This is a genomic window from Mesorhizobium sp. M1342 (assembly GCF_040317955.1).
Lineage (GTDB): Bacteria > Pseudomonadota > Alphaproteobacteria > Rhizobiales > Rhizobiaceae > Mesorhizobium.
Map to the genome: position 1 here is coordinate 82,866 of NZ_JAMYLI010000026.1, position 23,118 is coordinate 105,983.

Sequence of the window (23,118 nt, forward strand, 5' to 3'; positions counted from 1 at the left end):
ATTGAGATTTCAGCCGGATCAGTTTAGAAAAACTCAATGGCCATGCTCAACCGCGTCCATCTCAACGGCCTCCGCGCCGTCGAAACCGTTGCCCGGCTCGGATCGCTGGCGGCGGCGGCCGGTGAACTCAACGTTTCCGTCAGCGCCGTCAGCCAGCAGATAAGCCGTACCGAAAAACAGCTCGGCCAGGCGCTGTTCGAGCGAACGGCGAGCGGTCTGGTGCTGACTAAGTTCGGCACCGTCTTCGCGGCCCGCCTTGGTGCTGGATTTCGTGAGCTTTCCCAGGCCGTGGCGCTGGCCGACGAGGCTACGCAATGCACATTGGTGGTTTCGGTGGCGCCGGCCTTTGCCTCGAAGTGGCTGTTGCCCAGACTATCTCGCCACTTCGACCGGCATCCCAACGTGCTGCTGCGCATCGACGCTTCGGTGCGGCTGGCCAATCTCGATCACTCGGACATCGACATCGCCATCCGGCTCGGCGACGGCAAATGGCCGGGCGGGCGCACGGAACTGCTCCTGGCGCAGGAAGTCTTCCCGGTCTGCGCGCCGGCGATCGCCCAAAAACTGAAATCGATCGAGGACCTTGCCCAGACCTGCGCGATTACCGACGAGCGGGCGATGATCAACTGGGAAAGCTGGTTCGAAACGGCCGGTGTCCCACCTGTCACCTTCCTCAAGGGTGCGCGTTTCACCGACCCGATGCTGTGCCTGGAGTCGGCGATTGCCGGCCATGGCGTGATGCTGGGCTGGCAATTGCTCGCCGCGGATGCGCTGGCCGACGGGCGGCTGGTGGCGCCTTTCGGAATCCGCGCCCAGAGCGGGCTCGGCTATTGGCTGGTGACCTCGTCCGTCAAGGCGGAAAGCCGCAAGGTCCGGGATTTCAAGCTCTGGATCAGGGAAGAGATCGAGGCAACCATGGCGCGGTTCGGGTCCGCGAACGCAGAACCCACCGTCGCGATCGCGGTGGAAAGGACGGAGGCACCGAGCTATGTAGAGTCGGACATCAAACTACGACAGGCAGGATCATGACCACACATTCGCGCGGCGTTTCCGCATCGATCGACCCGGTGAAGCTCGACAGGCTGGCGGAAGTCGCCATCAAGGTCGGGCTGCAATTGCAGCCAGGCCAGGATCTGGTGTTGACTTCGTCGATCGCGGCACTGCCGTTGACCAGGCGGATCGTCGAGCATGCCTACAAGGCCGGCGCCGGGCTGGTGACGCCAATCTTCAACGATGACGAGATGACGCTGGCCCGCTACCGTTTCGGCGCCGACGCGAGCTTCGACCGCGCCGCCGGCTGGCTTTATGAGGGCATGGCGAAAGCCTTTGCCAACAATGCGGCCAGGCTTGCCGTGCGCGGCGAGGATCCATCGCTGTTGTCGGCTCAGGATCCGGCGAAGGTGGCGCGCGCCAACAAGGCGAATTCGATGGCGTATCAGCCGGCGCTGGAAAAGATCACCGGCTTCGACATCAACTGGAACATCGTCGCCTATCCGGACCTCGCCTGGGCCAGACAGGTCTTCCCCGGCGATGCCGACGACGTTGCCGTGGTGAAGCTTGCCGATGCCATCTTCGCCGCCTCGCGGGTCGATGTGGAGGACCCGATCGGCAACTGGAAAGCGCACAACGCAGCGCTGCGCAGCCGCACCGAATGGCTCAACGGCCATAATTTCCATGCGCTGCATTTCACCGGGCCAGGCACCGACCTGACCGTTGGGCTGGCGGACGGCCATGAATGGATGGGCGGCGCCTCGACCGCCAAGAACGGCATCACCTGCAACCCCAACATCCCGACCGAGGAGGTCTTCACCACGCCGCACGCAAGGCGGGTCGAGGGTCATGTTTCCTCGACCAAGCCGCTGTCCTACCAGGGCACGCTGATCGACGACATTTCGGTGCGTTTCGAAGAAGGCAGGATCGTCGAGGCCAAGGCATCGAAGGGCGAGGACGTGCTGAAGAAGGTGCTCGATACGGATGAGGGCGCGCGCCGCCTCGGCGAGGTGGCGCTGGTGCCACATTCCTCGCCGATCTCGGCGAGCGGGCTGTTGTTCTTCAACACGCTGTTCGATGAGAACGCCGCCTGCCACATCGCGCTCGGCCAGTGCTATTCGAAGTGCTTCGTCGACGGCGCCTCGCTCAGCCAGGACGAGATCGCGGCGCGCGGCGGCAACAAGAGTTTAATCCACATCGACTGGATGATCGGCTCGGACAAGATCGACATCGATGGCGTTCACAAGGACGGCGCCCGCGTGCCCGTCATGCGCAAGGGCGAGTGGGCCTGACCCGCTTACGGAGGGTCCGATGGCCTTCGACCTAGCGGTCAAGCGTATCTACGAGCCACCCGCGCCCGATGACGGGCAACGGGTTCTGGTCGACCGAATCTGGCCACGCGGCGTCAGCAAGGAGGACGCCGCGCTGGCGCTGTGGCTGAAGGACATCGCGCCGAGCGACGATCTGCGCAAATGGTTCGGCCATGAGGCGGCGCGCTGGGCTGAGTTTCAGAAGCAGTACCGAGTTGAGTTGGACGGGAATGAAGATGCGGTGGGTGAATTGCGCGGCCTGCTTCGCCACGGCAAGGTGACACTGCTCTACGGCGCGCATGATGAGAAGCACAACAATGCGGTGGCGCTGGCGGCATTTCTCAGAAAGACGGATTGAAGGGCGCCCACAATCTGTAAGGTCGGCGATTGGCCAATCTCCCCCCTTGCGGGGGAGATGCCCGGCAGGGCAGAGGGGGGTGCTGTCCCGCCGACCTGTCAGCCAATCACCGGCCAAATTCTGAGACGAACAGTCAAAGGGTGGCGATCCTTCACACCCCCCTCTGGCCTGCCGGCCATCCCCCGCAAGGGGGGAGATTGGCAGCGTCGCCTTCTCGCTACGCTACTTCACCGCCGCCTGATAAACATCAGCCTTGAACCCCACCAGAATCCGATCACCGATCTCCAGCACCGGCCGCTTGATCACGGTCGGCTTGGCCAGCATCAACGCCTTGGCCTTCTTTTCATCCAGGCCCTGCTTGTCCTTTTCCGCCAGTTCGCGAAACGTCGTACTCGCCTTGTTGAGCAGCTTTTCCCAGCCGACCTTGCCAACCCAGCCGTCAAGACGCTTGGCGTCCAGCCCCTCTGCCCTGAAATCGTGAAAACGGTAGGAAACATCATGGCCCTCCAGCCAGACGCGCGCCTTCTTGACGGTGTCGCAGGTGGTGAAGCCGTAGATGATGATCGTCAAAACAGCGGCCCTTCCGATTTCGAATCTGACCGCAGATTAAGGACGCTCTGCGCGCTTTGCCAGCGGTCGCACCGGTGTCCCAGTGTTTTTGGGCTTGTCAACACTAAGGAATTTTCCTAAGTATTTTCGAGCCGCTTTCGACGACACCCGGGATGACCAATGACAAGCCTTCAGACCACAACTCCGAGCCGTCCACCGATCGACGGCATCTTTCGCGCACTGTCCGATCCGACGCGGCGACGCGTGGTGGAGCGGCTGAACCGCAGCCCTGCCTCGGTCAGCGAGCTTGCCCAACCGTTCGACATGGCCCTGCCCTCCTTCATCGAACATCTCAAAATCCTCGAAGGTTGCGGGCTGGTGCGCTCGCAAAAGACCGGCCGGGTCAGGACCTATCAACTGGCACCCGAGCCGCTGAAGCTTGCCGAAAACTGGCTGGCCGAACAGCGCACGCTGTGGGAGCGCCGCCTCGACCAGTTCGACGCCTATGTGATGACCCTCCAGGAGACAGAAAAATGATCTATCCCCTCAAGCCGGATCCCAGGCTGGACCTCGTGCTGGAGCGCGTCATCGATGCGCCGCGCGAATTGCTGTGGCGCGCCTTGACGACGCCTGAGCATGTCAAGCAATGGTTCACGCCTAGGCCTTGGATGATCACCGACTGCGAGATCGACCTCAGGCCGGGCGGTCTGTTCCGGACGCGCATGCAGTCGCCCGACGGCAATGAGGTCAACGACCGCCATTGCTGCTATCTCGAAATCGTGCCGAACGAGCGGCTGGTGTGGACGGATGCATTGTTGCCGGGTTACCGGCCGTCAGGGGAACCCTTCATCACCGCTGTCATTTCCTTGCAGCCGGACGGCAAGGGCACGCGCTACACCGCCACCGCCATCCATGGCGACGAGGCGACCCGCAACAACCATGAAGAGATGGGTTTCTTCGACGGCTGGGGCACGGTGGCCGATCAGCTTGCGCAGTACGTGAAGACCATTTGAGCCTCTCACATGGCGGCCTGGGACATCGTCCCGGCCGCCATGCTTATTTTTCAACCTTCAGCGACGAGACCGAGCTCCCGCAAGCCGATGGTATTTCACGGCCTCAATAATAGAAGCGCTCTTCGGTGATCTTGCCGTTTTTGACCGTGTAGAGGCCAACTTCATCCATGGTGACACGCTCGCCGGTAGCCTTGGGCGTTATGTCGAACTTGAAGCGCACCGCGAACTGGTCTCCGTTGACGTAGGGGCCCTCGACCGAGCCGCCATGCACTTCATTGTTCTCCTGCCACCATTGGCCCTTCTGCCTGAGCGCCTCCTTGCCATGGGAGATGGCCATCGGCCCCGCCATGGCTTCGAGACTGATTATATCATCGGCGTTGTACTTCTCGGCAGCAGCTTCGTTATCGCCCTGCTTGAGCAGCTCGGTGAAATCCTTGGCAATTTCCGCGATGGTCATTTGTATTCCTCCTGTCAGACGCACTGCAAATGGGGAACAGCTTGCTGGCCTCCATCGTCGGAACGTGCGGTAGCTGACAATCCGTGTCAGGACGGATCGCCCAGCTTGCGAACTACGATGCCAACGGCAAAGGCCAACGATCCAGGAAGAGGTATTTTGTCAGGCCGCGCAGGCTGTGAACAAAGATGAAGTCATGGGCAACGAAGCTGATCGGTTCGATGGGCTGCCGAGAGATGAACTTTTGATCGTAGGCAAGTGTCAGATGCGGAACGAAATGATCCGACGCTTTGAGCCCATTCCTGAGCATCTCGACACCAAGCAATTTGTGAAGTTCAAAAACCGGTCCATCATCGGCGAGAAGCACAAATGGGCGATGAGGTGGCCTGCCCCTTGTTGCCGGGCGACCGGGAAAGCTGCCGACGTGGCCAAACGACCTCGAAAGCAGGCATGTGGACACGCTGACCCGATCGAGATCCCGCAAAGACGGTCTTGGACCGCAGCCGCTTGTAGTCGCCGGCATGTTGCAGGCTCAGATGGAACCGTTCAGCCGACAGCAGCGATTCACCGACTTCATGTCGATGACAAAGCTGCGTCTGCAGATTGGCGAATGAACCATAGTCCTTCGGCTGCAAGAACAACCCGAAGAAGGCACGATCCGGCCGCTTCGGTTGCCACGGAGGCTCTGGTATGCCGAAATCGAATTCACCTTGCCGATACATACCCATACGCCCGGCGAAGAACGCTCCTGTTTCTCATCTACGGTTAGAACAAAACAGGAACAATCCTTGGAGTCAAGCGTGGATTTGATCGATGAAACTAACCTGGTAGCACCGGGCAGTTGGCACCACGGCGCAGGCTGATATGCGCCACGTCGCCGACCTGGAATTGAAAACCCTCGGCTTGGCGCGGCGCGTCTATGACAACAGGTGCGCCCTGCCCGAGTTCAGCGTGCAGACGCAACGTGCGGCCGTGAAAGACGATGCTGTTGACGCGTGCCGGCGCTGTGCCGGGCGCGGCCTCGGTCATCGCCAGGAGATCTTCCGGCCGCACGCCGACGGTGTGCATGGCGTCCTCGGCGAGAGCTTCGCCGGTTTCAGAAATGGCCTCCAGCGGTAGGGCGCCGGCGGCGAAGCGCAGGCGATCGCCGTCTCGGCCGACGAAGCGCGATTGCAGGAGATTCATGGTGCCGATGAAGCTCGCCACAAACTTCGTGGCGGGCCGGTCATAAAGTGTGGCCGGCGGCGCAATCTGCTCGATGCGGCCCTTGTTCATGACGACGATGCGGTCGGAGATCGACAGCGCTTCGGTCTGGTCGTGGGTGACCATGACGAAGGTGGTGCCGAGCCGCGACTGCAGCCGCTTCAGTTCAACCTGCATCTGTTCACGCAGATGCGCATCGAGCGCCGACAACGGCTCGTCGAGCAGTAGCACGCGTGGTTCGCAGACGATGGCACGCGCCAGTGCGACACGCTGGCGCTGGCCGCCCGACAGTTCGGAGACGCGGGCGCCAAGCTTGTCGGCGAGGCCGACCATGTCAAGGGCTTCGCCGGCGCGCTTTGCCTGTTCGGCTCCAGACAGTTTGCGCAGCGATAGGCCAAAGCCGACATTTTCGGCGACATTCATGTGCGGGAACAGCGCGTAATCCTGGAAAACGGTGTTGACCGGCCTGTCGAACGGCCGAAGTGCCGTGATATCGCGACCATCGAGCAACACCTTGCCGGTCGTCGGGCTTTCGAAGCCGGCGATGACGCGCAGGCTGGTGGTCTTGCCGCAACCCGACGGCCCGAGCAGCGTGATGAACTCGCCGCCGACAATGTCGAGATCGACGGCGTCGAGCCCGACGATGCCGCCAGGAAAAATCTTCGAGACAGCCTGTAGCCGCACAAGTGGATCAGGCGCCATCGCGAACCTCGGATGGCTTCGTGGTGTTGACCCAGAGGATCTGGCAACGCTCGGCGCCTGGATTGCGGAAGGCATGCAAAAGCGTGCTCTTGAACGCAAAACTGTCGCCGGTCTTCAGCACGTAATTTGTCGAATCAACCACCAGTTCGACCTCGCCCGACAGCACGAAGCCGAATTCATGACCGGCATGCGCATAGGCCTCCGCGGTGCCGCCGCCGGCTTCCACCGTCACCAGCATGCCGGTCAGCGTCGCGCCCGGCGGCGACAGCAGCGCCTTGGCAATGCCTTCCGACTTGACCGGGATTTGCCGTCGCTTATCGGCACGCACGCAATAGAGATCGTTGACGGCATCGTTGCCGTCGGCGATCAGCGCCGACGGCTCGATGTCGAGGGCGGCGGCGAGCGGCCAGATCACCTTGACGCGCAGCGAGGACATGCCGCGTTCGATCTGGCTCAACGCACCGATCGACACGCCGGCTTTTGCCGCAAGATCGGCCAGCGACAGGTTGCGCTCCAGCCGCAGCGCCCGCACGCGCCGGCCGACCCGCACATCGGCATCGTCCTTCGGCTTCTCAGCAGCTTCGTCCAGTATGTCCATCAATTCCCGACCTCGTTTGCAGTGTCTCGGGTGACACCGCGTGGCTGACGCCGCGCGGTGCTCTAGGGTTCAGCCGCCTGCCTTGACCTTTTCGAACATCTTGGCGAGGTCGTCATTCTGTTTCATCGGTCCGGTGAAGATGGTGGTCTTCAGCATCACTTCCGGGTCGGATGGCAGCTGCAATTTCTCCAGCTCCTCCTTCGGCACGGTGGCAAAAGCGGAGCTCAGCGAACTGCCATAGCCATAGGCCTCGATCAGGTATTTGCCGGAGTCGGCTTCCAGCCGGCTGTTGATGAAGTCATAGGCGAGGTCGACATTCTTGGCGTCCTTGAGCATGACGAAGCCGCAGGCCCAGGTCAGCATGCCCTCCTTCGGCTTCATGAACTCGACCGGCACGCCCTGCTTCTTCAGCGAGGTGGCCGACGCGTTCCAGGTCATGGCGGCGACCAATTGGCCGCTGGCCAGCGCCTGTTCGACGGAGGTCATGTCGGTGGTGTAATTGGAGAGCAGCGGGCGCTGCTCGCGCAGCTTCTCGGCCACCTTGTCCATTTGCTCCGGCGTCATGTCGAACGGATTAACGCCGGCGAGCAGTGCGGCAACGACCGGCGTGTCGTGCACCGCGTCGATCGTCGCCATGCGACCGGCATACTGCTTGTCCCACAAAAGGTTCCAGCTCGCTTCCGGGTTCTTCACCAGGTCGGTGCGGTAGAGGATCGAGGTGTTGCCCCAGTCCCATGGCACCATCCAGACCTTGCCGTCGCCGGCCTGCAGGTCGGGCAGGTTCTTGAACACCGGGAAGATCGAGTCCCAGTTCTTGATCCGCTTGGTGTCGATCGGCTGCAGCAGGCCTTCCTTGTTCCAGCGCGCCACCTTGTCATAACAGGGATGCGCGATGTCGGGGCGGAAGCCGGCCTTGACCTTGGTGAAGGCGTCATCGTCGTCACCGAAGATCGAGGCCTCGACGCCGTCGGGGTGCGCGGCGAGGAAGCTCTTGTTGAAATCGGGCAGTTCATAGCCCGACCAGGTGAAATATTGCAGCTTGTCGCCGGCGAAAGCGACGGTCGACGACAGCGCCAGCGCGAACGCCGTCAATCCAGCGCAAACAGTCTTTGCAGAGATCGATTTCAGGTCGAATGCCATTGCAGTTCTCCTCTCTTGGTTTGTTTTGGTTGTGACGGATCCGCGGGCTTTGGCGCCGTGGCGGACAAGCCGCGATGGCGCAGGATTTCAGCCGCTGCAGCGATGATGAAGGACACAGCCAGGATCGACGTGCCCAGCGCCATCACCGTCGGCAGCGACTTTGGAAAACGCAGCTGGCTCCAGATGTAGAGCGGCAGCGTCGGCTCGGTGCCGGCCAGGAAGAAGACGACAATGAATTCGTCGAAGGAGATCAGGAAGGCCAGCATGAAGGCCGAAACGATGGCCGGCAGGCTGAGCGGCAGCATGATCCGCCGGAACGTCGTCCAGTCGGAGGCGCCGAGATCGAGCGCCGCCTCGCGAATGGTTTTCGGGATGGCGGCGAAGCGGCTGCGCATGATCACCACGGTCGTCGGCAGCGCCACCAATATGTGACCGAGAACGATGGCGATGCGCGATGGCCCCAGACCAATGAGATTGATGAGGATCAGCAGCGATATGCCGACGATGACGCCGGGGATCAGGATTGGCAGCCGGGCGATGGCGCTGATGGTGGCGGCCAGCGGCGAGCGGCCGTAGAGGTCCATGTAGGATACGGTGATGCCGCACAGCGTCGCACTCGTGGCGGCAATGGCGCCGATGACGAGGCTGTTCAGGAGTGCACCGGTCAGCGCCGAATTGCCGAACAAAGTCGCGTACCATTGCAAGGTGAAGCCTTGCAGCGGAAACGCTGCCTGGATCGAGTTGTTGAAGGAAAACAGCGGGATCAGCAGCACCGGCAGATAGAGAAAGACCAGATAGGCGACGACGTAGACGCCGAGCCAGCGGCCGCCTCCCTGCGTGCGTGCAGCGCTCATGTGCGGCTGCCAAATCTGCGGTCGGCGAAACGCGCGACCAGCACCACGCACAGGATGACCAGCATGACGGCGACGGAGAGTGCGGCGCCAAACGGCCAATCGTTGGCCTTGCCGAATTGCGCCTGGATCAGCGTGCCGATCATGGTGCTGGCCGGGCCGCCGACGAGCGCCGGCGTGACATAGTCACCGACCGTCGGCACGAAGACGACAAGGGCTGCCGCCAGCACGCCCGGCATCGAATTGGGCAGCACGACACGGCGGAAAGAGGTGAAGGGCCGCGCGCCGAGATCGGAAGCGGCCTCGATCAGCGATTTCGGGATGGTGTCCAGCGCCACGTAGATCGGCAGGATGGCAAAAGGCGCGTAGGCGTGCGCCAGCGTGACGACGACGGCGGCCGGCGTGTTGAGAAAGGCCAATGTCGGCTCGGACCAGATGCCGCTTTCGATCAGCGCCGAGTTCAAAACGCCATTGTAGGCGAGCACGATCTTCCAGGCGAAGACGCGCAGGAGATAGCTGGTCCAGAATGGCAGCGTCACCAGAAACAGCAGAAGGCCGCGCCGCCGGCCGGCGTGGAAGGCAAGATAGTAGGCGACGGGATAGGCAGTGACGACGGTCGCCAGCGTGACCAGAGCGGCAATGATCAGCGAACGCAGCGTCACCGTCCAGTACAGCGGATCGGACACCACAGTTGCGAAGTTCGCCAAGCTGAAACCGGCACCGAGCAGCGAACCGTCATTGTTGCGGAAGGCGAGGAAAAGCACGAGGCCGAGGGCAAACAGGATCAGCAGGAAAGTGACCAGAGCGCCCGGGAGCAGCATGGCGACCCGGAAGCCCTGAGAAGACCGGGCCTCTGGCGCTGATGTTGCAACTAGGGTCGACATCGACCTGCCTATCGGAATTTGAAATTGGCTTAGAGTTTTTCATATCCATGAAACTGTCAAGCGGAATCCCAAACGGAAACCCATTGACAGGAATTGCTTTGGTCAGCGCTCCAACGCATCGAGCAGCCGGTACCAGGCGATGGTCGCGGCGACGCCGACTTGGCGGAAGGCGTGAAACGGGATCGGTCGGATCGGCGAGACCGGGAAGGGCAAATGCCTGGCGTCGCCACTTTGGAGATAGCCGGCGATGCGCTCGCCAAGAGCGGTCATCAGGCCGACACCACGACCCTGGCAGCCGACCACGGCGAGCAGGCCCTGCTCCGGCTCGTGGATGTGCGGCAGATGGTCCGGCGTCATCGCCACGCGGCCGAACCAGCGCTTCTCGATGGCGATGCCGGACAGCATGGGATAGAGCCGCCGCAGCGCCCGCTCGAGATGCGCCCAGTCGCTGGCGCTCGTCGGCAGCGCCATGCGACCCCGCCCGCCAAGCACCAGCCGGCCGTCGGCGCTCTTGCGGTAGTAGACGAGGATGCGCCTGGAGTCCGACACCGCCTGCCCTTCCGGCAGGATCGGGGCCGCCTGACCGGACGACAGCGGTGCTGTGGCGATCTGAAAAGAATGCAGCGGCACGATCGTCTGCGCAAGGCCGGGGATCAGACCGTCCGTATGGGCGTTGGTCGCCAGAACGACCGCCTTTGCCTGCAATTCCAGGCCATTTTCGGTCGAAATACGCCAAACGCCGGCGGTCTTGGTGAGCCGCACGACCTTTTCGCGCTCGGCTACCCTCACGCCAGCCGCGGTCGCGACACGGGCGAGTTCAGATGTGTAAGCGAGCGGATCGATAACACCGGCGCGGCGATCGAGCCAGCCGCCGAGATAGCCCTGCGCACCGGTCTTGGCCGCGATCTCCGCTGCGTTCAGCAACTGGACATCCGCGCCCCGTGCGCGCCATTGCCGGTCACGGTTTCCCGCCGCCTTCAGCGCGGCCTCGGTGTGCGCCGCCTGGATCCAGCCATTGCGAACGAACGGCACCGCCAGCTTCTCGTCGCGGATCAGCTCGAACACCGCATCGGCGGTCGACGCCGCAAAATTGACAAGCGCCTCGCCGCGCTCAAGGCCAAAATGCTCCAGCAGCCATTCCGGATCGTATTTCAGGCCGGGAATGACCTGACCGCCATTCAAGCCTGATGCGCCCTGGCCGATCTCGCCGGCGTCCAGCACCTGCACCGACAGGCCAAGCCGGGCGGCATGCAAGGCGGTCGATAAGCCCATGATGCCACCGCCAACAATGGCGAGATCGACACGTTCGCCATTGGGAAGCGATTGAAACGTGGAAGCTGCCTGTGGCTTGAGCCAGATCGGATCGGAGAATGCTGTCGCCAAGGGTCACCTGAATGCGCTGCGATTGGTGAAAATCCTAGTCAGAATTTCACATTTTTGAAAGAGCACTCCGGCTTTCGTCTGTGGACTGCCGCCGAGGCGATCGGAGACCCAGAGTTCCGATCGCCTGCGACGGGATAGACCTTTGACGGGAATCCGGTGAAAGTGCCGCGCCGATCCGGCCGCCCACATTGACGATCACTTCGCCACATTGTCGATCACTCAGAGGACAGAGCGCTATGACGAACCCGACCCACCTGCCCACCGAGGGCCTTTTTGTCGGACGCGCCAGAGGTAGCGATGCCGCATACCCGCTGGTCGTCACGGTGCGCGATGGCACAGTCTTCGACATCACCTCGCGTGCGGCACCAACCATGCGAGACCTTTGCGAGATGGCCGACCCCGCTGGGCATGTCCGCTCGGCCGAGGGCAGACCGATCGGATCGCTCGATGACATCGCCGCCAACAGTTTTGAGACCGGGCGCGATCCAGCAAAACCCTACCTGCTCTCACCGGTCGACCTGCAGGCGGTCAAGGCATCGGGCGTCACCTTCGTCGTCAGCCTGCTGGAACGGGTAATCGAGGAACAGGCGCGCGGTTCGGCTGAAAAAGCCGATGCCATCCGCGCCGACATTGCAGGACTGATCGGCCACGATCTGTCGAAGCTGAAGCCCGGTTCGCCCGAAGCGATGGAGATCAAGGCCAAGCTGATTTCGCGCGGCGCCTGGTCGCAATATCTGGAAGTGGGCATCGGCCCCGATGCCGAAATCTTCACCAAGTGCCAGCCGATGGCCTCGGTGGGCTTCGGCGCCGATGTCGGGCTGCACCCGGTGTCGACCTGGAACAATCCGGAACCCGAGATCGCCATGATCGCCGCCTCCAGCGGCAGGATCGTCGGCGCGACCATCGGCAACGACGTCAATCTGCGCGACGTCGAAGGGCGTTCGGCGCTGCTGCTCGGCAAGGCCAAGGACAACAATGCCTCGGCCTCGCTCGGCCCCTTCATCCGCCTGTTCGACGACAAATTCTCCATCGATGACGTCAAGCGCGCCGTCGTGCGCCTGAAAGTCGAGGGCGAGGACGGGTTCTCGTTGGAGGGCGCAAGCTCGATGGCCGAGATCAGCCGCTCGCCGGAGGAACTGGTCGCCGCGGCCATGGGGCCGCACCACCAGTATCCGGACGGGCTGGCGCTTTATCTCGGCACCATGTTCGTTCCGTCCAAGGATCGAGGCGAGAAGGGCAAGGGGTTTACTCACAAGGTCGGCGACATCGTCACCATCTCGTCGGAGAAATTCGGTGCGCTGGTCAACCGGGTGCGGCTCTCGCCCGACTGCCCGCACTGGACCTATGGCGCCAGCCATCTGATGCGGGAGCTAGCCAGAGCCGATCTGATCTAGCAACTGGTATCGTCGACGCCCTGCCAGGGCGCTACGGACCTGGTCCCCTGGGCGTAGGATGATCGCCGGCGTGACCCTTGTCGACGCAGGCCGCGTTCGCGCGACCCGAAACAATCACACCAATTATCCGACAGTCGGAAAATCACCTCAACTGATGCAATCTGATGGGACCGCTGATGACGACCCGTCAGGCGCCCACTACACCTGCAGATGGAGGCTTGGCAGATGGAGGCTTGCCATCCGTCGAAAAAGGGGATGCTCTGACGCATTCAACCGGCGCTGGCAAAAGACGCGGAACAAGGGACGGATTTTGAACTGACCATCTACAAACGGGAGGAAATCAAATGCTGACACGGCTAAGACTCGTTCTATACGGCCTGTTGGTGGCGCTGATGGTGGTACCAGCAGCGGCACAGGCCAAGACGTTCTACTGGATTTCGCATGGCGGCCCGGCCGATCCGGTCTGGACCTACTTCCTGGCCGGCGCCAAGCAGTGGGCCAAGGACACCGGCAACACGGTCAACACCTCGTTCCACAATGGCGATGTCGCCTCGCAGCAGGAAGCGGTTCGCGCCGCCCTCTCCGCCAAGGCCGACGGCATCGTCACCACGAGCCCCGATCCGGGCAGCCTGATCGAGATCGTCAAGGAAGCGCGGGCGGCGAAAGTGCCGATCATCAATTTCAACACGCCCGACCCCAAAGCCGACTTCAACGCCTATGTCGGCGGCGACAATGTCACCTTCGGCAAGCATTGGGCACAGTATCTGGTCGACAAAGGCCTGGTGAAGAAAGGCGACTTCGTCTGGATGCCGGTCGAGATCCCCGGCGCCACCTACGGCGTGCAGGAAGAGGAAGGCATCAAGAGCGTCTTCGAGCCGCTCGGCATCACCTATGAAATCACCGAAGCGACGCTCGACCAGGCTGAAGTGATCAACCGCATGGTCGACTACCTCACTGCCAACAAGGCCAAGGTCAAGGCGATCATCGGCCTGGGCGATCTCGTCACCGGCTCGATCAAGCGGGTGTTCGACCAGGTCGGCATCAAGCCGGGCGAAATCCCGGTTGTCGGCTGGGGCAACTCGCTCGACACCACCCAGGAAGTGCTGAACGGCTATGTCAATGCCGGCCAGTGGCAGGACCCGCAGGCGACCAGCTATGTCGCGCTCTCGCTGGCCAATATGGCCGCCGGCGGCATTCCTCCGGGCTTCAACGTCATCACCGGCGCGCTCTACGAAAAAGACACCGCGCAAATCTACGACGACATCCTGTCCGGCAAGTAACATCCAATCTCGACAGTCGCGGCCGCCCAACGGTCGCGACTGGCTCTCCATTTCGCCGAGCCCTTCGCACGCGATGTGCAACGCTCAGCCTTCCACTCATGTCGCGGATTGCCTGTGGAAAATCATTCGCTCGTCCAACGCCTGATCGCACGGCCGGAATTCGGCCCTTTCGTGCTGCTCGTCGTCGAGATCGCCGTTTTCTGGAGTTTCAACCACGACTTCCTGTCGCCGCAGAACATCTCCAACACGCTGGCCTTCACGGTCGAGCTCGGCCTGATCGCGCTGGCGATGACGCTGTTGATGACGTCGGGCGAGTTCGACCTCTCGGTCGGTTCCCTGTTCGGCTTCTCGCCGGTCTTGATGTGGACCCTGTTCAACAGCGGCCTGACCTCCCTTGAGGTCGGCTTTGTCGCCGCGCTGCTGGTCGCCGCCATCATCGGGCTGGTCAATGGCTGGTTCGTGACGCAGCTCAAGATCCCATCCTTCCTGGTGACGCTCGGCATGCTGCTTGTGGTGCGCGGCACCGCCCTTTTCGTCACCGACGGTTTTCCGCAGCGCACCTGGAGTGCGGAGGGCAGCTGGCTGGCCGAAGCGCTGGTCGGCGATTTCTTCATCGGACCGTTCCGCATCTACATGTCGCTGTTCTGGTTCATCGCCGCGGCGATCGCGCTCGGCTATGTGCTGACGCAAAGCCGCACCGGCAACTGGATCCAGGCGGCCGGCGGCAACCCGAGTGCTGCAAGGGCGCGCGGCGTCAATGTCAGCGGCGTCAAGATCGGCCTGTTCGTGCTGTCGTCGGTCATGGCTTCGCTTGCCGGCGTCATCTCGTCGCTGCGCACCTCGGCGGCCAACCCCAACAGCGGCACCGGCTATGAACTGGAAGTCATCGCCATGGTGGTGATCGGCGGTACCGCGCTGACCGGCGGGCGCGGCACGATCATCGGCACCGTGCTCGGCATCCTGATCCTGCGCGTGATGCGCAACGGCATCGTGCTGATCGGCGTGCCCGGTCTTGCCTACAACATCTTCATCGGCGCCATCATCCTTGGCATGATGGCGCTGCATTCATGGCTGGAACGCCGGCATCAGGCAGGGACTTGAACCATGGCCGAGCCACTGATCCGCATGACGAACATCCGCAAGTCCTACGGCCGCGTGCAGGCGCTGGAGGATGCCAATTTCCACGTCAATGAACGGGAGATCGTCGGCTTGCTCGGCGACAATGGCGCCGGCAAGTCGACGCTGATCAAGGTGCTCTCGGGTGCCGTTCCGCTGACCAGCGGCGACATCTTCATCCGCGGCAACAAGGTGAGCCTGCGCAGCACCAGCGACGCCATCGCCCACGGCATCGAGACCATCTACCAGGACTCGGCGCTGGTCACGCAACTGTCGATCGCCCGCAATCTGTTCCTCGGACGCGAGCCGATCAAGTCGCCGCGCTTTCTCAACCGGATGGACCAGGACGCGATGAACACGGTTGCCCGCGACTTGCTCAAGCAGGTCGGCATCTCGAAGAACATCCCGCCGACGACGCCGATCGGCTCGCTCTCCGGCGGCGAGCGCCAGGCGGTGGCGATCGCGCGCGCCATGCATTTCGACAGCGACCTGATCATTCTCGACGAGCCGACCAACAATCTCGGCGTCGCCGAAACACAGGGTGTGCTGAGCTTCGTGCGCAGCGCCCGCGATTCCGGCCATTCCTGCATTTTCATCGCCCACAACATCCACCATGTCTTCCAGGTGGTCGACCGCATCGTCGTCATGCGCCGGGGCAAGGTGGTTGCTGACGACATAGACCCCAAGAAGACCAGCGTGGCGGAGGTCGAACGGATCATTACCGGCATGTCGGACAAGGAGATCCGCGATGCCATCGCCGATGGCAAGCCATCGCACTGAGAATGGTGATGGGCGGCAATCACCCGTCACCTCAGATCGCATCGCTTGTCTGACGCGCCATCGCATGGCGAACAGGATTGCAGCATGAAAGCCACAGTCTCGGATACCGCACGCAACTGCGGGCTGTGGGTTACGGCATGAAAGCCACTGTCTCCGATATCGCTCGTAGCTGCGCGCTGTGGGTTACGGCATGAAAGCCACTGTCTCCGATATCGCTCGTAGCTGCGGGCTATCGACCGCAACGGTCGACCGGGTGCTCAACAACCGGCCGGGTGCGAGTGCGGCCAACCGCCAGCGCGTCATGGAGGCGGCCAAGCAAGTCGGCTATCTGCCGGTCGCCGATCAGGTGACGCTACCCTCGCGGCCCGCCCACCTTGAATTCCTGCTGCCGATCGGCAGCAATGCCTTCATGCGCGATCTCGCCGGGCACATCGAGGACTACGCCGCGCGCCTGCCGCTTGTTGCCTCGTGCCGGATCCATAACCTCGCCGGTATCTCGCCGAACGCGCTGCAGAGCGCTGTCGAAAACCTTTCGCTCAGGGCCAATGGCGTCGGTGTCATCGCCGTCGATCATCCGCGTACGCGCAACATCCTGCACGACATCGTCGATGCCGGCATGCGCCTGGTGACGCTGGTGTCCGATGTTCCGGCGGCACCGCGCGCGGCCTATGTCGGCATCGACAACCGGGTGGCGGGACGAACGGCGGCGCTGCTGATGGGACGCTTCCTTGGCGGCCGAATCGGTCATCTGGCGATGGTCGTCGGCTCACGTTCCTATCGCGGCCACGAGGAACGCGAAATGGGTTTCCGCTCGGTGCTCAGTGAGGAGTTTCCCAATCTGACCGTCAGCAGCGCCGTCGAGGTCAACGACGAGCCCGATGCCAGCTACACCGAGACCATGAAGGCGCTGCACGACGAGCCGGAGCTGCTCGGCATCTATTGCGTCGGAGCTGGGCATTCGGGCGTTGCAAAGGCGATCCGCGAGGCCAGGCCGAACCGCAAGCCGGTGTTCATCTGCCACGACTTGACCAAGGACACGCGTGGTCATCTCGTCGACGACCTGCTCGATGTCGTCATCGACCAGAATGCCAGGCTGATCGCGGAACAGTCGGTCATTCGCCTGCTCGGCTCGATTGCCTCCTCGGCACCCTATCTGACGCGCAAGTTCATCGAACCGCGCTTGATCTTCAGGGAAAACGTCCCCGTGCAATAATGCGAAATGGCTTGGCTAAACCGGGTTTCCGGATTTGTACGATAATTGGCACGGCAAATCTGCACAGCAGCTATGCAAGTTTCTTTGTTGCCGAATCGTTGGGCAACTCGTAGGTTCTGGTTGTCGGCCATCTACTCCTCCCAGATGCGATGCCGACGCTGAATGGGGTGCACCTCCTCCCGCGCCACATTCGAAAATCGAGCCCGCTGCCACCTCCTCCCGGCAGCGGGCTTTTTTCGTTTGGCCGGCAGGAATGGCGGTACAGCGACACCAAAGCACGCCCAGTCATCGCAGATGGAATGACGCACGTTGACAGGCCACGGGTCCCGTCAACCGGCGGCGGCGCCCCGGAAAGAAGCGATCAATCCTTCAGCCATGCGCACGAACTGCGTGCTCGGACCTTCCGAACCCACGGTCTGTACACTAACCCGCGCACCCTCGAGCAGAAGCGACAGCGTATCGGCGAGCAGTTCAGCCTGGCCGATGCCCGCGTCCCGACATAGCGTCACAAGGCGCTCGCGCTGGGCTTCTTTGAGTTCCTTGATCACCAGCCTGGCCGGATGGTCCGGCTCGGTCAGTTCAGCGGCGGCGTTGGCCATGTCGCAGCCGCGCCCGTCCGCATTGAGCATGGCAGCCGCCTTGCGAACCCAGGCATGCAGCTGGGCAAGCTTGTCACCAGGAAATTCGGCATCGAACGCATCCCACATAGCGCCGGCCTTGGCCGCATTGGCGCGCAGGCATTCGACGATCAGTTCGTCCTTGGATTCGAAGTGACGATAGAGCGTCATCTTGTTCGTGCCGGCAGCTTCGGTGATGGCGTCGACGCCGACGCCCTTGATGCCATGCTTGTGGAACATGTCGCGTGCCGTCTCCAGGATCCGATCCCGGGGACGAGAGCGCTCCACGATGCCGTCTGTCATCATGATCTCCTTTCGTTTCCAAAAAACCCTCGGCCACCTCTTGACTAGGGTGTTACCGGTCTGTAACTTCCAGAATGTTACTTACTGGTAACACCTATATCGTCCACCGTCAATAACAAGGCCGTGAACGGCCCTGCCAGACGAGAGGGGCGAGAAACTGCCAATCATGCGGCCTCGGCCGGTGAAGAGATTAAAAACGGTTCGCGAGCATGGGCTGCGAATCGACAGACAAGGAGCCGGCCAATGCCACAGCGCCGCGATCTTACCATAGATGAGGCCGTCCGGGATCCGATGATCCGGCTGGTCATGAAAGCCGATGGCGTCGACCCGCGCGCCTTCGAGACGATGCTGCGCTCGCTTGCCGATGCGCAGCGCAACGAGGTGCCGTTGCTGCATTCGCGGGACGACCTCGGTGACAAGCGCGGTCAAAGACTGTCCAGCGTCGCCAGCGCCTTCGGGCGGGCAAGAGCAGCCGGGGAGGCTTGCGTCTCGTGGTAAACTTTTTCATCCACCGTCCGATCTTCGCCTCGGCGATCGCCATCATCATGGTGCTCGCCGGGTCGATTTGTTATTTCCTGCTGCCCGTCTCGCAGTTTCCCGACATCACGCCACCGCAGGTCGTGGTCAGCGCCCACTATCCAGGCGCCAGCGCACAAGTGGTGGCCGATACGGTGACGACGCCGCTGGAGCAGCAGATCAACGGCGTGCAGGGCATGACCTACATGTCGTCGACGAGCTCCAATGACGGCTCCTCGACCATCACCATCACCTTCGATGTCGGCTATTCGCTGAGCACCGCCGCCGTCGACGTGCAGAACCGCGTCTCGCAGGCGGCTTCGTCGCTGCCGGCGATCGTCAACCAGGGCGGCGTGACGATCAAGAAGCAGAATCCGAACTTCGTCCTCATCGTCAACCTGACCTCGCCCGACAGTTCGGTCGATCCGGTGGCACTGAGCAACCTTGCCTATCTGCAGGTGGTCGATCCGCTGAAGCGGCTGCCCGGCGTCGGCGATGTGCAGATCTTCGGCGAGCGGCGCTATTCGATGCGCGTCTGGCTCGATCCCGACAAGCTCGCCAATCTCGGCATCACCGCCGTCGATGTGCAGAACGCCATCGCCGAGCAGAATGTCCAGGTGGCGGCCGGCAAGATTGGCCAATCGCCGGCCCCGGCCGGCACCGCCTTCGAGATGCAGGTCAACGCCGTCGGCCGGTTGAGCGATCCAAAGGAATTCGGCGACATCGTCGTGCGCGCCAATACCGACACCGGCTCGCTGGTCAGGCTGCGCGACGTCGCCCGCATCGAGCTCGGCGCGCTGCAATATTCGTCGTCGGCCTTCTTCGGCAAGGACCCGACCGTGGTGCTTGCCGTCTACCAGATGCCCGGCTCCAACGCGCTCGATCTGCAGCAGCGCGTCAAGGACAAGATGCAGGAGCTGTCGGGCCGCTTCCCGAAGGGCGTGTCCTATGCGATGCACTACGACACGACGCGCTTCGTCTCGGCATCGATGCATGACGTGCTGATCACGCTCGGCGAAGCGCTGGTGCTGGTCGTCGCCGTGGTGTTCCTCTTCCTGCAAAGCTGGCGCACGACGATCATCCCGACCATCGCCATTCCGGTGTCGCTGGTGGCGACGCTGGTCGTCATGGAGATGCTCGGCTTCTCGCTCAACATGCTCTCCCTGCTCGGCATGGTGCTGGCGATCGGCCTCGTCGTCGACGACGCCATCGTCGTGGTTGAGAATGTCGAACGACAGCTGGAGGCCGGGCTCAAGCCGCTTGCGGCGACCAAGGCCGCAATGCGCGAGGTCACCGGACCGATCATCGCCACCACCGCGGTGCTGATGGCGGTGTTCGTGCCGGTCGCCTTCATTCCCGGCGTCTCCGGCAAGCTCTACAACCAGTTCGCGCTGACCGTGGCGATCTCCGTCGGCATCTCCGCCTTCAACTCATTGACGCTCAGTCCCGCGCTCAGTGCGGCCTTCCTGCGCCATCGCGGCGAGACGCAGTTCGCCCCGTTCCGCTGGTTCAACGCCGGCTTCGACAGGCTATCGCACGCCTACGCCAATGGCGTACGCATTCTCATCCGCTTGCGCTGGATCATGCTCGGCCTGTTCGCGGCCGGCCTGGTCGCCACCTACTTCGTCTGGCAGCGGCTGCCCTCGACCTTCCTTCCGGTCGAGGACCAGGGCTATTTCTTCGTCGTCATCCAGTTGCCCGACGGCGCGTCGCTGGAACGCACCGACGCGGTGGCGCAGAAGGCGCGCGACATCCTGCAGGCGACGCCCGGCGTCGAGATTGTCGGCTCGATCAGCGGCCTGAATTTCCTGACCAGTGCGGCGCAGTCGAATTCGGCGGTCGAATTCGCCATCCTGAAGCCCTGGGAGGAGCGCGGCCCCGACCAGAGCGCGTCGAAGCTCGTCGCCGATGTGCGCGGCAAGCTGATGCAGATCCCGGAAGCTTTCGCGCTGAGCTTCGATCCGCCGTCTATCCCGGGTATCGGCACCACAGGCGGCTTCGAATTCGTCGTCGAGGATCTGACCGGCCGCGGCAGTTCAGCCCTCAACGATGCGACGCAAGCCGTGATCGCCGAGGCGCGCAAGCAGCCGGAAATCAACCCGCAGCAGCTGTTCTCGCCGTTCTCGACCTCGACGCCGCAGTTCAACTACGACCTCGACCGCAGCAAGGCCAAACTGCTCGGCCTCAACCTGCCCGATGTCTTCAACACGCTGCAGATCTATCTCGGCTCGCTCTACGTCAACGACTTCAACCTGTTCGGCCGCACCTTCCGGGTGACCATCCAGGCCGACAAGGATGCACGTGCGGGTGCCGCCGACATTTCGCGGCTCTATGTACGCAATGCCTCCGGCGGCATGGTGCCGCTCTCGACGCTGGGCAAACTCGTGCCCTTCGTCGGCCCGGAGACCGTGCCGCATTACAACAACAATGCCTCGGCCTCGATCAATGGCGGTGCCGCACCCGGCTTTTCCTCAGGCCAGGCGGTTGCCGCGATGGAACGGGCCGCCGCCATTGCGCTGCCAAGGGATTTCGGTTTCGAATGGACCGGCATCACCTTCCAGGAGCTCAAGGCAGGATCGATCGCGTCCGTCGTCTTCGGCCTCGCCATCGTCTTCGTCTTCCTGATCCTGGCGATGCAGTATGAGAGCTGGGCGATGCCGTTCATGGTGCTGTTGGCGGTGCCACTGGCCCTGTTCGGCGCCTTCGTGGCCTTGTTGCTGCGTGGCATGCAGATTGACGTCTACTCGCAGATCGGCTTCGTCATGCTGATCGGCCTGGCGGCCAAGAACGCGATCCTGATCGTCGAGTTCGCAAGGCGACGGCGCGAAGAAGGCCTCAGCATCGTCGACGCGGCGATGGAGGCGGCACGGCTCAGGCTGCGGCCGATCCTGATGACGGCCTTCGCCTTCATCCTCGGCGTGCTGCCGCTGATGTTTGCGACCGGCGCCGGTGCGGCAAGCCGGCAGTCGATCGGCACCACCGTGTTCGGCGGCATGGTCGCGGCGACCATCCTGTCGCTGGTGTTCGTGCCGGTGTTCTACGCGGTCATCGAGCAGCTGCGCGAACGCCGCGGCAGTGACGAGCCCGCCTCTCAAGACAATGAACCAACGACTGAGCACGCTATCCCGCCCCTGGCGGAAGCGGCCGAATAAGATTGGAGACTGATCATGCGTAAATGGAAAATCGCGTTGGGAACGGCCGTCGCACTGGGAGCGATCTCGGTGGCCAGCGTCCACCTGCTCGACATGGGCAATCTCAGCCTCAATGCCGGCACGGCCGCAGCGACGCCTGCTCCGGCGGCATTCGTCATGCCGGTGCCGGTGGTCAGCGTCGTCAAGAAGACGATCCCGATCTACCTGGACTACGCCGCGCGGACGGAACCGATCCGCAGCATCACCTTGCAGGCCAGGATTCCAGGCTATCTGCAGGAGCAGGCCGCCGACGACGGTGTCGATGTCCGGCAAGGCGACCTTCTCTACAAGATCTCGCCTGACGACTTCCAGGCGGCTCTCGACCAGGCCAAGGCGCAAGTGCAGCGCGACACGGCGACGCTCGACTATGCCCGGTCCAATCTCGGTCGCGGCACCGAGCTCGCCAAGAGCGGCTACCTCGCCAAGGACGGGTTCGACCAGCGCACCAGCACCTTGCGCGAAGCGCAGGCGTCGCTGGCGGTCAACCAGGCGGCGGTCCGCACGGCAGAGCTCAATCTGGGCTATGCCGAAATCCGCGCGCCGTTTGGCGGGCGCCTGGGCCGCAACCAGGCCTCGGTCGGAACGCTGGTCAGCGTTGCCGGTACCGTGCTCAACACGCTGGTGCAGCTCGACCCGATCTACGTCACCTTCAACCCGAGCGAGACGGATCTGGCCGAGATCGAGCAAGCCCGTGCCAACGGCCCGATCGAAGTGGAGGTCCTGCTCCCCGGCCAGACCGAGGCCAGCCAAAAGGGTGAGCTTACCTTCATCGACAATTCGATCGACCGCTCGACCGGCACCATCACCGCGCGCGCGACGATCGGCAATGGCAAGTTCACGCTGCTGCCGGGCCAATATGTTCGTGTCCGGCTGCATGTGAGAGAGCAGGCCGACGCGCTGATGGTGCCGCAGACGGCGCTGGGCTCGAGCCAGCTCGGCAAATATCTCTATGTCGTCGGCAAGGGCAACACCGTCGACCAGCGGCTGGTTTCGCTAGGACCGACGAGCGGCGATCAGGTCGCCATCCTCAGCGGCGTCGCCGAGGGCGACCAGGTGATCACGGGCAATCTGCAGAAGATCGGACCCGGAGCGCCTGTATCGCCGATACCGGAAAAGCCGGCCACCTGAACACCCCCGTCAGGACCCGGCTTCAGCGCGGCGCCCCGACCTTCCCACAGGTAGCCGGCGCCGCAAGACTGAGCAGTTACACCAGACCGGAAACATCCGCGAGGTCGGCCATTGCCCGCGGAATAAACCCAAAGTAGGGATTCAC

24 protein-coding genes are annotated in these 23,118 nt (G+C 62.8%); 14 read left to right on the forward strand and 10 right to left on the reverse strand.

Annotation, left to right across the window (positions count from 1 at the left end):
• Positions 1-36: 36 nt before the first annotated feature.
• Genes NKH06_RS24660 through NKH06_RS24670 form a run of 3 tightly spaced genes read left to right on the forward strand, consistent with a single transcriptional unit; the run spans position 37 to position 2,658 of the window.
• Positions 37-1,029 carry a LysR substrate-binding domain-containing protein gene (locus NKH06_RS24660; protein WP_352761224.1) on the forward strand — a complete coding sequence of 331 codons (993 nt, stop codon included), beginning with the start codon at positions 37-39 and terminating at the stop codon, positions 1,027-1,029.
• Complete coding sequence (locus NKH06_RS24665; RefSeq protein ID WP_023808689.1) at positions 1,026-2,282, forward strand: aminopeptidase; 1,257 nt, start codon at positions 1,026-1,028, stop codon at positions 2,280-2,282. The genes NKH06_RS24660 and NKH06_RS24665 overlap by 4 nt, the downstream gene beginning before the upstream one ends.
• Positions 2,283-2,301: 19 nt before the next feature.
• Positions 2,302-2,658 carry a DUF488 domain-containing protein gene (locus NKH06_RS24670; protein WP_128302461.1) on the forward strand — a complete coding sequence of 119 codons (357 nt, stop codon included), beginning with the start codon at positions 2,302-2,304 and terminating at the stop codon, positions 2,656-2,658.
• A 222-nt stretch (positions 2,659-2,880) separates the two neighbouring features.
• On the opposite strand, the gene NKH06_RS24675 is transcribed toward NKH06_RS24670, so the two are convergent.
• A complete protein-coding gene (locus tag NKH06_RS24675) occupies positions 2,881-3,228 on the reverse strand; it encodes an ArsC family reductase (RefSeq protein WP_352894369.1) in 348 nt (115 codons plus the stop codon).
• A gap of 159 nt (positions 3,229-3,387) precedes the next feature.
• On the opposite strand from NKH06_RS24675, the gene NKH06_RS24680 reads away from it, so the two are divergent.
• Together NKH06_RS24680 and NKH06_RS24685 are read left to right on the forward strand one after the other, a co-directional pair.
• Positions 3,388-3,744 (forward strand): ArsR/SmtB family transcription factor, encoded by a 357-nt coding sequence (locus NKH06_RS24680; RefSeq protein ID WP_023808692.1) that lies wholly within the window; start codon positions 3,388-3,390, stop codon positions 3,742-3,744.
• Positions 3,741-4,220 (forward strand): SRPBCC family protein, encoded by a 480-nt coding sequence (locus NKH06_RS24685; RefSeq protein ID WP_023808693.1) that lies wholly within the window; start codon positions 3,741-3,743, stop codon positions 4,218-4,220. The genes NKH06_RS24680 and NKH06_RS24685 overlap by 4 nt, the downstream gene beginning before the upstream one ends.
• A gap of 103 nt (positions 4,221-4,323) precedes the next feature.
• Here NKH06_RS24685 and NKH06_RS24690 read toward each other — a convergent pair whose 3' ends face one another.
• Positions 4,324-4,677 (reverse strand): nuclear transport factor 2 family protein, encoded by a 354-nt coding sequence (locus NKH06_RS24690; RefSeq protein WP_023808694.1) that lies wholly within the window; start codon positions 4,675-4,677, stop codon positions 4,324-4,326.
• A gap of 112 nt (positions 4,678-4,789) precedes the next feature.
• A complete protein-coding gene (locus NKH06_RS24695; protein WP_352894374.1) occupies positions 4,790-5,041 on the reverse strand; it encodes a hypothetical protein in 252 nt (83 codons plus the stop codon).
• Between the two features lie 85 nt (positions 5,042-5,126).
• Between NKH06_RS24695 and NKH06_RS24700 the strand changes: the two genes are divergently transcribed.
• Positions 5,127-5,288, forward strand: coding sequence for a hypothetical protein (locus NKH06_RS24700; RefSeq protein WP_352894376.1), 162 nt, complete (start codon positions 5,127-5,129; stop codon positions 5,286-5,288).
• A 205-nt stretch (positions 5,289-5,493) separates the two neighbouring features.
• Here the strand turns inward: NKH06_RS24700 and NKH06_RS24705 are convergent, their stop codons facing one another.
• The 6 genes from NKH06_RS24705 to NKH06_RS24730 all read right to left on the reverse strand — a co-directional run bounded on the left by NKH06_RS24705 (position 5,494) and on the right by NKH06_RS24730 (position 11,435).
• Entirely contained in the window at positions 5,494-6,579 is a 1,086-nt protein-coding gene (locus tag NKH06_RS24705; RefSeq protein ID WP_128302458.1) for an ABC transporter ATP-binding protein, read from the reverse strand.
• Positions 6,569-7,177 carry a cupin domain-containing protein gene (locus NKH06_RS24710; RefSeq protein WP_128302457.1) on the reverse strand — a complete coding sequence of 203 codons (609 nt, stop codon included), beginning with the start codon at positions 7,175-7,177 and terminating at the stop codon, positions 6,569-6,571. The genes NKH06_RS24705 and NKH06_RS24710 overlap by 11 nt, the downstream gene beginning before the upstream one ends.
• A gap of 69 nt (positions 7,178-7,246) precedes the next feature.
• On the reverse strand, positions 7,247-8,317 hold the full coding sequence (locus NKH06_RS24715) for an ABC transporter substrate-binding protein (RefSeq protein ID WP_023808698.1): 1,071 nt from the start codon (positions 8,315-8,317) through the stop codon (positions 7,247-7,249).
• On the reverse strand, positions 8,302-9,171 hold the full coding sequence (locus tag NKH06_RS24720; protein ID WP_023808699.1) for an ABC transporter permease: 870 nt from the start codon (positions 9,169-9,171) through the stop codon (positions 8,302-8,304). The genes NKH06_RS24715 and NKH06_RS24720 overlap by 16 nt, the downstream gene beginning before the upstream one ends.
• Positions 9,168-10,052, reverse strand: coding sequence for an ABC transporter permease (locus tag NKH06_RS24725; protein WP_023808700.1), 885 nt, complete (start codon positions 10,050-10,052; stop codon positions 9,168-9,170). Before NKH06_RS24725 ends, NKH06_RS24720 begins: the two co-directional genes overlap by 4 nt.
• A gap of 102 nt (positions 10,053-10,154) precedes the next feature.
• Entirely contained in the window at positions 10,155-11,435 is a 1,281-nt protein-coding gene (locus NKH06_RS24730; protein ID WP_023808701.1) for an NAD(P)/FAD-dependent oxidoreductase, read from the reverse strand.
• Between the two features lie 236 nt (positions 11,436-11,671).
• Between NKH06_RS24730 and NKH06_RS24735 the strand changes: the two genes are divergently transcribed.
• From NKH06_RS24735 to NKH06_RS24755, 5 genes are all read left to right on the forward strand, one after another.
• Positions 11,672-12,829, forward strand: coding sequence for a fumarylacetoacetate hydrolase family protein (locus tag NKH06_RS24735; protein WP_023808702.1), 1,158 nt, complete (start codon positions 11,672-11,674; stop codon positions 12,827-12,829).
• A 344-nt stretch (positions 12,830-13,173) separates the two neighbouring features.
• A complete protein-coding gene (locus NKH06_RS24740) occupies positions 13,174-14,109 on the forward strand; it encodes a substrate-binding domain-containing protein (protein ID WP_013532868.1) in 936 nt (311 codons plus the stop codon).
• A 114-nt stretch (positions 14,110-14,223) separates the two neighbouring features.
• On the forward strand, positions 14,224-15,210 hold the full coding sequence (locus NKH06_RS24745) for an ABC transporter permease (protein ID WP_128302453.1): 987 nt from the start codon (positions 14,224-14,226) through the stop codon (positions 15,208-15,210).
• A 3-nt stretch (positions 15,211-15,213) separates the two neighbouring features.
• Entirely contained in the window at positions 15,214-16,005 is a 792-nt protein-coding gene (locus tag NKH06_RS24750; RefSeq protein ID WP_023808705.1) for an ATP-binding cassette domain-containing protein, read from the forward strand.
• A gap of 190 nt (positions 16,006-16,195) precedes the next feature.
• A complete protein-coding gene (locus tag NKH06_RS24755; protein ID WP_128302452.1) occupies positions 16,196-17,218 on the forward strand; it encodes a LacI family DNA-binding transcriptional regulator in 1,023 nt (340 codons plus the stop codon).
• 329 nt (positions 17,219-17,547) lie between these two features.
• Here the strand turns inward: NKH06_RS24755 and NKH06_RS24760 are convergent, their stop codons facing one another.
• On the reverse strand, positions 17,548-18,138 hold the full coding sequence (locus NKH06_RS24760; protein ID WP_023808707.1) for a TetR/AcrR family transcriptional regulator: 591 nt from the start codon (positions 18,136-18,138) through the stop codon (positions 17,548-17,550).
• A gap of 243 nt (positions 18,139-18,381) precedes the next feature.
• On the opposite strand from NKH06_RS24760, the gene NKH06_RS24765 reads away from it, so the two are divergent.
• From NKH06_RS24765 to NKH06_RS24775, 3 genes are read left to right on the forward strand one after another with little or no spacing between them, the layout of a single operon-like run.
• On the forward strand, positions 18,382-18,636 hold the full coding sequence (locus NKH06_RS24765) for a hypothetical protein (protein ID WP_023808708.1): 255 nt from the start codon (positions 18,382-18,384) through the stop codon (positions 18,634-18,636).
• Complete coding sequence (locus NKH06_RS24770) at positions 18,630-21,806, forward strand: efflux RND transporter permease subunit (protein ID WP_352440017.1); 3,177 nt, start codon at positions 18,630-18,632, stop codon at positions 21,804-21,806. Before NKH06_RS24765 ends, NKH06_RS24770 begins: the two co-directional genes overlap by 7 nt.
• 15 nt (positions 21,807-21,821) lie before the next feature.
• Complete coding sequence (locus tag NKH06_RS24775; protein WP_352440018.1) at positions 21,822-22,973, forward strand: efflux RND transporter periplasmic adaptor subunit; 1,152 nt, start codon at positions 21,822-21,824, stop codon at positions 22,971-22,973.
• Positions 22,974-23,118: the final 145 nt, after the last annotated feature.

What these genes read in the sequence shown, in the direction of transcription:
- NKH06_RS24735 (WP_023808702.1), top strand. Translation starts at nt 11,672, where the DNA reads ATGACGAACCCGACCCACCTGCCCACCGAGGGCCTTTTTGTCGGACGC.
- NKH06_RS24755 (WP_128302452.1), top strand. Translation starts at nt 16,196, where the DNA reads ATGAAAGCCACTGTCTCCGATATCGCTCGTAGCTGCGGGCTATCGACC.
- NKH06_RS24775 (WP_352440018.1), top strand. Translation starts at nt 21,822, where the DNA reads ATGCGTAAATGGAAAATCGCGTTGGGAACGGCCGTCGCACTGGGAGCG.
- NKH06_RS24665 (WP_023808689.1), top strand. Translation starts at nt 1,026, where the DNA reads ATGACCACACATTCGCGCGGCGTTTCCGCATCGATCGACCCGGTGAAG.
- NKH06_RS24740 (WP_013532868.1), top strand. Translation starts at nt 13,174, where the DNA reads ATGCTGACACGGCTAAGACTCGTTCTATACGGCCTGTTGGTGGCGCTG.
- NKH06_RS24765 (WP_023808708.1), top strand. Translation starts at nt 18,382, where the DNA reads ATGCCACAGCGCCGCGATCTTACCATAGATGAGGCCGTCCGGGATCCG.
- NKH06_RS24725 (WP_023808700.1), bottom strand. Translation starts at nt 10,052, where the DNA reads ATGTCGACCCTAGTTGCAACATCAGCGCCAGAGGCCCGGTCTTCTCAG.
- NKH06_RS24705 (WP_128302458.1), bottom strand. Translation starts at nt 6,579, where the DNA reads ATGGCGCCTGATCCACTTGTGCGGCTACAGGCTGTCTCGAAGATTTTT.
- NKH06_RS24690 (WP_023808694.1), bottom strand. Translation starts at nt 4,677, where the DNA reads ATGACCATCGCGGAAATTGCCAAGGATTTCACCGAGCTGCTCAAGCAG.
- NKH06_RS24715 (WP_023808698.1), bottom strand. Translation starts at nt 8,317, where the DNA reads ATGGCATTCGACCTGAAATCGATCTCTGCAAAGACTGTTTGCGCTGGA.
- NKH06_RS24760 (WP_023808707.1), bottom strand. Translation starts at nt 18,138, where the DNA reads ATGACAGACGGCATCGTGGAGCGCTCTCGTCCCCGGGATCGGATCCTG.
- NKH06_RS24680 (WP_023808692.1), top strand. Translation starts at nt 3,388, where the DNA reads ATGACAAGCCTTCAGACCACAACTCCGAGCCGTCCACCGATCGACGGC.
- NKH06_RS24670 (WP_128302461.1), top strand. Translation starts at nt 2,302, where the DNA reads ATGGCCTTCGACCTAGCGGTCAAGCGTATCTACGAGCCACCCGCGCCC.
- NKH06_RS24720 (WP_023808699.1), bottom strand. Translation starts at nt 9,171, where the DNA reads ATGAGCGCTGCACGCACGCAGGGAGGCGGCCGCTGGCTCGGCGTCTAC.
- NKH06_RS24710 (WP_128302457.1), bottom strand. Translation starts at nt 7,177, where the DNA reads ATGGACATACTGGACGAAGCTGCTGAGAAGCCGAAGGACGATGCCGAT.
- NKH06_RS24685 (WP_023808693.1), top strand. Translation starts at nt 3,741, where the DNA reads ATGATCTATCCCCTCAAGCCGGATCCCAGGCTGGACCTCGTGCTGGAG.
- NKH06_RS24660 (WP_352761224.1), top strand. Translation starts at nt 37, where the DNA reads ATGGCCATGCTCAACCGCGTCCATCTCAACGGCCTCCGCGCCGTCGAA.
- NKH06_RS24750 (WP_023808705.1), top strand. Translation starts at nt 15,214, where the DNA reads ATGGCCGAGCCACTGATCCGCATGACGAACATCCGCAAGTCCTACGGC.